Origin of the sequence: Corallococcus praedator, from assembly GCF_003612125.1 — a bacterium.
Classification (GTDB): Bacteria; Myxococcota; Myxococcia; order Myxococcales; family Myxococcaceae; genus Corallococcus; species Corallococcus praedator.
This window is the reverse complement of sequence record NZ_RAWI01001448.1, coordinates 1-385: the sequence shown is the minus strand read 5'-3', so window position 1 is coordinate 385 and position 385 is coordinate 1. Positions and strand designations below refer to the sequence as shown.

The following is a 385-nucleotide window of genomic DNA, read 5'->3' as shown; positions in this document are numbered from 1 at the left end:
CCCACGGACCCCGCGACGTCGCGGCCCTGCGGGGCGCCGGCGCCCCGTCGAACGCGCTTGCCGGGGCCATGATCCGACCGCTAGGCTCGACCGTGTTGGCGCCACACGGAAAATCCGGGCCGCCACCATGCCTGGTTCAGGGAGGACCACCGATGAACAGACGCCGCTTCCTCAGGTCGTCGGCCGCGCTCGGCGCGCTGGCGATCGCGAGCCCCGCCCTCGCGCAGGAGGGGATCACCATCCTCGGCTCCGTGCCGAGCCTCGGGTTCCCGTTCTTCGTCCACATGCTCAACCAGATCAAGGTCGAGGCCGAGGCCGAGGGCGTCGCCCTGATCGAGTCCGACGGCCAGAACTCGGCGCCCAAGCAGACCGCCGACATCGAGGC

Annotated in this window: 1 protein-coding gene; it reads left to right on the top strand. The window is 71.4% G+C overall.

The annotated features are described in order from the left end of the window. Positions 1-152: 152 nt before the first annotated feature. Positions 153-385 (top strand): twin-arginine translocation signal domain-containing protein (locus D7Y13_RS44840; RefSeq protein WP_120631186.1); only part of this gene is annotated, 233 nt, incomplete at its 3' end.